4 protein-coding genes and 1 pseudogene are annotated in these 6,531 nt (G+C 60.4%); all 5 read left to right on the top strand.

Features of this window, described 5'->3' with window-relative positions:
* Positions 1-246: pseudogene (locus EN884_RS38715) on the top strand (ABC transporter permease); the annotation flags it as partial.
* Positions 247-475: 229 nt separating this feature from the next.
* Positions 476-2,017, top strand: a complete 1,542-nt coding sequence (locus EN884_RS20685) for a hypothetical protein (protein WP_127224474.1) — start codon at positions 476-478, stop codon at positions 2,015-2,017.
* Positions 2,014-2,781 (top strand): hypothetical protein, encoded by a 768-nt coding sequence (locus tag EN884_RS20680; protein ID WP_127224475.1) that lies wholly within the window; start codon positions 2,014-2,016, stop codon positions 2,779-2,781. The genes EN884_RS20685 and EN884_RS20680 overlap by 4 nt, the downstream gene beginning before the upstream one ends.
* Positions 2,778-4,526: an ABC transporter ATP-binding protein gene (locus tag EN884_RS20675; RefSeq protein WP_063170536.1), complete on the top strand. Its 1,749-nt coding sequence runs from the start codon at positions 2,778-2,780 to the stop codon at positions 4,524-4,526. Before EN884_RS20680 ends, EN884_RS20675 begins: the two co-directional genes overlap by 4 nt.
* A 79-nt stretch (positions 4,527-4,605) precedes the next feature.
* The gene (locus EN884_RS20670; RefSeq protein WP_063170535.1) at positions 4,606-6,105 is read left to right on the top strand and encodes an aldehyde dehydrogenase family protein; all 1,500 of its coding nucleotides are present in this window, start codon (positions 4,606-4,608) and stop codon (positions 6,103-6,105) included.
* The last annotated feature ends 426 nt before the right edge of the window (positions 6,106-6,531 follow it).

Genomic DNA, 6,531 nt, shown 5'->3' with positions numbered 1-6,531 from the left:
GTGTGGGCGCAGTTCGCAATCAATGTGGCCTTCGCGATCTTCCCCTCCGCAAGCCTCAGCTTCCTGGGGCTGGGCGTGCCTCCGCCGGCTCCGGATTGGGGCGGCATGGTGCGCGACGGTTCGATGTTCCTGCCGATCCTGCCGCTGCTCAGCTTGGGGCCGGGTGCTGCGGTCGCCCTTACCGTTTTCACATTTTATCTAGTCGGGTCGAGCATGAACGAGGCCGCGTCCCGCAATGATCGCTGATTGGAGCAGGGAAATGACGTCTAGCCAGGTCGAGCCGCCGCTGCCGGCATTCATAGAACAACGCCTGCAGGAGTTCGCGGGTCCGGAAGGTGCGTTGAAGGCGCGGCGATGGATGCGGCCGGCCGATGTGTTGATGCGCGTCGAGAACCTTCGCTGCTTCAAGGCTTCGCGCGTCAGTTTTGCCGATATGCTGCTGCGCAGGATCGTTCGCGAACGCTGGCAGATAAGAATGATCTCGGCGGAGTGCGACGATGACGGCGCGGCGAGATTTGTCTACCGGATCGACGCGGAAGGCCATTCCTTCTCCTATATCGCCCGAGCATATCCATGGGACGGAATCGAAAAAGTCGGACGCCGCTCCGACGGCGCGGATCGCGACATGTTCGGCGCGCTCTTCGTCAATCTTGCCAGCCAACAGCGTATCCAGCGGGAATTTGAAACCTTCGACATCAAGGCTGAAGGCCAGATGCGCACGGATTCGGATGTGGTCGGCTGGACCCCCGCCAATCGCAGCAGCCGGCATTTCGACGCCGTCGTCGAAGCATTGTCCCGCGGCGAACAGCCTGCCCCAGAGCTTGGCATCGCCTACCTCATGCGGAACGGTGGCTTTCAAAGCAGTGGCAGGAACGGCACGGTTTCCTATCCCGGCATTCCCGAGGAGCACCCGCTGGCGCACCCGTTCTTTGCGGACATCTTCGCGATCTACCTGGTTCGGCTTGTCTCCATCGATCTCGTCAATGCCGTGGCGCGGCGGCGCAATTCGGACGCGGCGCAGCTCGACATCGCGATCGCGCGCGGGCTTGGAATAGGCAACTCCTCAGGTCAGGGGATGTGTGTAGCCCTCCAACGCTGGCCGCATTGGGTCGCCACCTGGGTGACCGTGCGCGAGGCAGCGCTTGGCTACGCAAAAAGCCTGCCGGTCGAAGCGGGAAGCATTGCACTTGTCCGCAGCTCGATAGAGAGCACCATACGTATCTATGCGCAGACTGACCCACAGACGCAGGACTATGTGGCGGCTAACGAAACCATCATCGAGAACTTGAAACGCATTTCGGCAAGCCTGCGCGAAGGTCAGTGGCATTGCTGGGGCGACGTTGCTGCGCACGTCGCGGAGGTCATGGATGGCGAGACCAGTGAGCAGTTTCACAGCTTGCTTCTCGACGTAGTGCCGGACTTCTGTGACGCCATCGCGCCCTATTTCCAGATCGGCGCAGGCCGCAAGCGGCAACTTCAGCCAGCAATGAGGATCGGTGAACTGCGCGAGATCCTGCGCAGAAATTACGTCTGGGCCTTAACTGCCGACCGTACGCTCGCCGAAACGCACCAGCATTTCTGGTACCATTCGATCGACAATGGCGAACAGAGACGCGGCGAGAGAATCGTCGATCCGCACGAGCGTTTCGAATCCTTCATCGATCATATCGGACTGATCCAGAGGCTGGCGGCAGTGCTGGTCAGCCGTGATGATAACGAGCACGTCGGCGATGTCGTCCTCGACCATCCGGATCTGCACTACGCCATGTCGCGCGTGCAGTATCTGGATGGCCTACCCTACGCCGAAATACGGGATCCGCTCGCGCATCGCGATTTCGTCCCCGCCGAGCTCATACGTTTTTTCCTTGCGTCGCTGGGCATTCGTGGCTCGACGCCGCTCAGCATCCGCTATGTGCGGGGCACTTTCTTCCAAGATCAGCCGCTGCCTTCGGAAATCCTGACGCCTGACAGGCCGAGTCCCCAGCTTCGCAAGCATGACAATGAGGTTGCCCTGTGAGCATGACCACCGTTGCATATTCCGAACTGACCCGCATCCTACCATGGTCGCTTAGAGCTCTGGGGTATGCGTTCGGCACCGCTGATCGGGGGGCTCATATCGTGGCAGCGGGTGCAGCACTCGATCCGGCTGTTCTGGACGATATCCGTCAGGCAGGCCCGCGGCCCTCTCATGGCTTCAGCTATCACAAGTCGAACGGCCTCACGATGCTGGATGCCGCTGGCATTTCATTTCTGGAAACCGGACCAGCCGCAGTCGATGCTCTCGCCGCCCATGTAAGCGACGCCAAATGGGAGCTATGTCGGATATCTTCGGCGACCGAGTTGTCGCTTGTTCCGGCCACGCTGATCGGCGCGATGAACTACAATCTCTCTTCTATCGGTATCGTCGCCCGCGACGGAACCTTCGACTGGCTGTTGGCTGAACCGGATCCAAGGGGTGTGCTGTATTCGGGCCAAGGGGAAGATACCCTAGCGGCGCTCCTCGGCGGCGAAACGGCAGCCTTGAAATCGATCGACGCCGCCAGGCCGGCGCCGGGGTGCGCGCTTCTCATGGTCAGCGCCCGCAGACCTGAACTGAAGGCGTCCGGATGCGCTGCCGTTCGGCCTGGGGCGAAGATCGCCTTGGCACACAACAAGGGTATTCCCGTATCGCGCGAGACACTGGATGCGCTGTACGGGCTCGAAATGCTCACCTGGGCTCCAACGTCGGAGCGCTCCCGCTCGCAGGCGGGCTTCACTGTTGCACCGGCACCAAGCTCATGAATGAACCGATATCCAATCCGGTGGTTGAGGTGAACGGCCTCAGCGTCGCTTTCGGCAAGCATCAGGTGGTGCATGACGTCGATCTGGCCATCCATGCCGGCGAGACGCTGGCGCTTGTCGGCGAGTCGGGATCCGGCAAGAGCGTCACTTCCATGACGATAATGGGACTGCTTGCCGGCAATACCCATGTGAGCGGTTCGGTCATTGTCGATGGCCAGCAAGTGGTGGGCGCGTCGACATCGACATTGCGGCAGGTGCGTGGCGGCATTGCCAGCATGATCTTCCAAGAACCGATGATGAGCCTGAATCCGGTGCTGCAGGTCAGCACCCAGATCAAGGAAATGCTGCGCCAGCATCGACCCTTGAGCGATGCCGAGGCGCGGGAGGAGGGCATCCGGCTTTTCGACCGCGTTCGCATTCCGGACGCGCGGCGGCGGTTCAACGACTATCCTCACATGTTCTCCGGGGGAATGCGGCAAAGGATCATGATCGCCATCGCCTTGGCGTGCTCGCCGAAGCTGCTTATCGCCGATGAGCCGACAACAGCGCTCGATGTGACGATACAGGCACAGATCCTCGACCTCCTGGACGAGGTCCAGCGCGATACCGGCACCGCGATCCTGTTCATCACGCATGACATGGGCGTAGTGGCCAACATCGCCGACCGCGTCATGGTCATGCACAAGGGACGTGTGGTGGAGATGGGAGCAGTAAAGGACGTTTTCGAACGTCCGCGCGAGGACTATACGAGGATGCTGATCGACGCGGTCCCGCGCTTGGGGCAAGGCGTGGCCCGCACCTACCGCGCGCCTGCCAAGGATGCTGTGCCCAAGCCGGTTTTGAGCGTGCGCAACCTGGTGACCCGGTTCGATGTGCGTGGCGGAGCAATGCGCCGCAAGGTTGGGCGTCTCCATGCCGTCGAGGGTCTAAGCTTCGATATCATGCCTGGAGAAACGCTGTCGCTTGTTGGCGAGTCCGGCTGCGGTAAGTCGACCACCGGCCGCAGCATCCTGTTTCTCAATCCGCCGGATTCCGGCGAAGTGGTCTTCGACGGACGCACGGTGCGGCGCGACAACAGGTCCGATCTTTCGGACCTCCGACGCAACGTGCAGATGATCTTCCAGGATCCTTTCAGTTCCCTGGACCCGAAGCAAAACGTCGGTGCAATCCTGGCAGAGCCCCTGCTATGCCATGGGTTGGCGACCAAGGCCAAGGCTTTGGAGAAGGCGAAACATCTTCTGGAGCGTGTCGGCCTCGAACCGTCGATGATAACCCGTCTTCCGCACGAGTTTTCCGGCGGTCAGCGCCAGAGAATTTGTATCGCCCGGACCCTGATGCTCGACCCGAAGGTCATCATAGCCGACGAGGCCGTCTCGGCGCTCGACGTTTCGGTCAAGGCCCAGGTGATCGACCTGCTGCTTGAGCTGCAGGAGGAACTACGGCTGTCATACCTCTTCATCAGTCACGACATGGCTATTGTCGAACGTGTCAGCCACCGCGTGGCTGTCATGTATCTTGGCGAGATCGTGGAGATCGGGCCCAGCCGCGAGGTGATAGGGAATCCGAAACATCCTTATACCCAAAAGCTGATGTCGGCGGTGCCGGTCCCAGAGCCGACCGCCGACAGGCACCGCTTGATCGGCAAGCCGGTGACCGAATTGCCGTCGCCCATGCGGTCGCTCGATTTCATTCCGCCGAAGCGGCAGCCTCGCGTGGTTGGACCCGACCACTTCGTGATCGAGTGACAGGCTCTAAAGGGCGCTTCAGATGGACGCCTTTGGACGAATCCGAGCAAGGCGCTTCCCTATACCGATGGAGAATTCGATGAACACATATGCTGAGCAGTTCCAAATTGGAGTGAAGGCGGCGTCCTTTTTACGACAGGACAAAAAACTCCTTATCGATGGAAAATGGGTGCCGGCTCGGTCCGGGAAGGTTTTCGACACATATGATCCGGGCACGGGACGCGTAATTGCGCAGGTTCCGGAGGGCGACACCAAGGATATCGACATGGCCGTCAAAGCTGCCCGGCGGGCCTTTGAAGAAGGCCCATGGAGCCGCATCACGCCCAGCGAGCGTGGACGTCTCATCTGGAAACTCGCGGATCTGCTGGAACAGAACGCCGATGAACTGGCCGAACTGGAGGTTCTCAACAATGGCAAGCCGCTTGCCAATGCTAGGAATTCAGACGTTGCGCTCAGCGTAGATATGTTCCGCTACATGGCGGGCTGGGCGACCAAGATCACGGGGGAAACCATTTCGATCTCGGCGCCGGACAAGTACCATGCCTTCACCGTGCGTGAGCCGGTCGGGGTCGTCGGGCAGATCATTCCGTGGAATGCGCCACTGCTCATGCTGGCCTGGAAGGTCGCTCCGGCGCTGGCCACCGGCTGCACGATCGTGCTCAAGCCGGCAGAGCAGACCCCGCTGACAGCGCTGCGCTTCGGCGAACTGGCCCAGGAGGCCGGCATTCCCGCTGGCGTGATCAACATCGTGACCGGTTTTGGGCCGACGGCGGGCGCGGCGATCGCCTCACACCCGCAGATCGACAAGGTTGCCTTTACGGGTTCCAGCGAAATCGGTCGTATAATCGTCAGGGCCGCCGCTGGCAATTTGAAGAAAGTGTCGCTCGAACTGGGAGGGAAGTCGCCCGTTATCGTCTTTCCCGATGCTGACATGTCGGTTGCCATTCCCGGTGTCACGCAGGGCATTTTTGCCAATAGCGGCCAGGTCTGCACTGCGGGATCGCGACTGTTCGCCCATAAGAAAGTGTTTGACCAGATCGTGGATGGGATCGGCCAGCGGGCCGGGAATATCCGGGTCGGCCATGGCCTCAGCGAAGGCGTCCAGATGGGCCCCGTCATTTCCCCGGTCCAGTGCAACCGCGTAATGGACTATATCGAGCAGGGCAGGAGCGCCGGCGCAACGGTGGCGTTTGGCGGCACGCGGATCGGCAACGAAGGCAACTTCATTGCCCCCACGGTGCTGACCGATACCCGACCCGACATGGCGGTGGTGCAGGAAGAGATTTTTGGTCCCGTCCTGTGCGCCATGAGTTTCGATGACGACGACCTGGAACAGATCGCCCGGCAGGCGAATGACAGTATCTTCGGGCTTGCCGGCAGTGTCTGGACGCGGGACCTGAGCGTCGCCCACAAGATGGTACGGCGAATTCGCGCCGGCCGGATTGGGGTCAACGTACACGGTTCGGTTGATGCGGCGATACCCACCGGCGGCTTCAAGCAATCCGGCTGGGGCAGAGAACGGGGACAAGAAGGGCTGAACCTTTACACGGAGACCAAGTCGGTGATTATGTCGCTTTGAAGGGCTGCCAAAAACGGCATTGTGGGGCAGGGATGTCGCATTTCTATCGCTCCAAATAAACGATCACACCGGACAATTGGCTAATTTTGCTTCTATCAACCCGTCGCGCCGCCCGACCAGCATCGCTCATTGTCCATGAAAAGGAAGAAAGCCCGGCCAGGCGTGGCAGCCAGCTAAAGCTTTTCAGGCTTGGCGATGACTTTCGACGCATTCACGCCGGCTCTGATATTTCCCGAGCAGCGAACCATTCGGACCGTCGACCGTGTTTGCAGGGTAGTGCGTGAGTAGTATCGGACACATAGAATGTGAAATGCGACATCGCCTAAGCGATAGCAGTCATAGTTCGCGCACCTCTTGAACCAGACCGTCTACGATAACTCTTATCTTAGCCGGCAGAGCCTTTGTACGCAGCCCAAGGACGTTGAC

The organism is Mesorhizobium sp. M7A.F.Ca.AU.001.01.1.1, assembly GCF_004022735.1.
Lineage (GTDB): Bacteria > Pseudomonadota > Alphaproteobacteria > Rhizobiales > Rhizobiaceae > Mesorhizobium > Mesorhizobium ciceri.
Note: the sequence above shows the minus strand (reverse complement) of the source record. Positions and strands in the feature narration are given on the sequence as shown.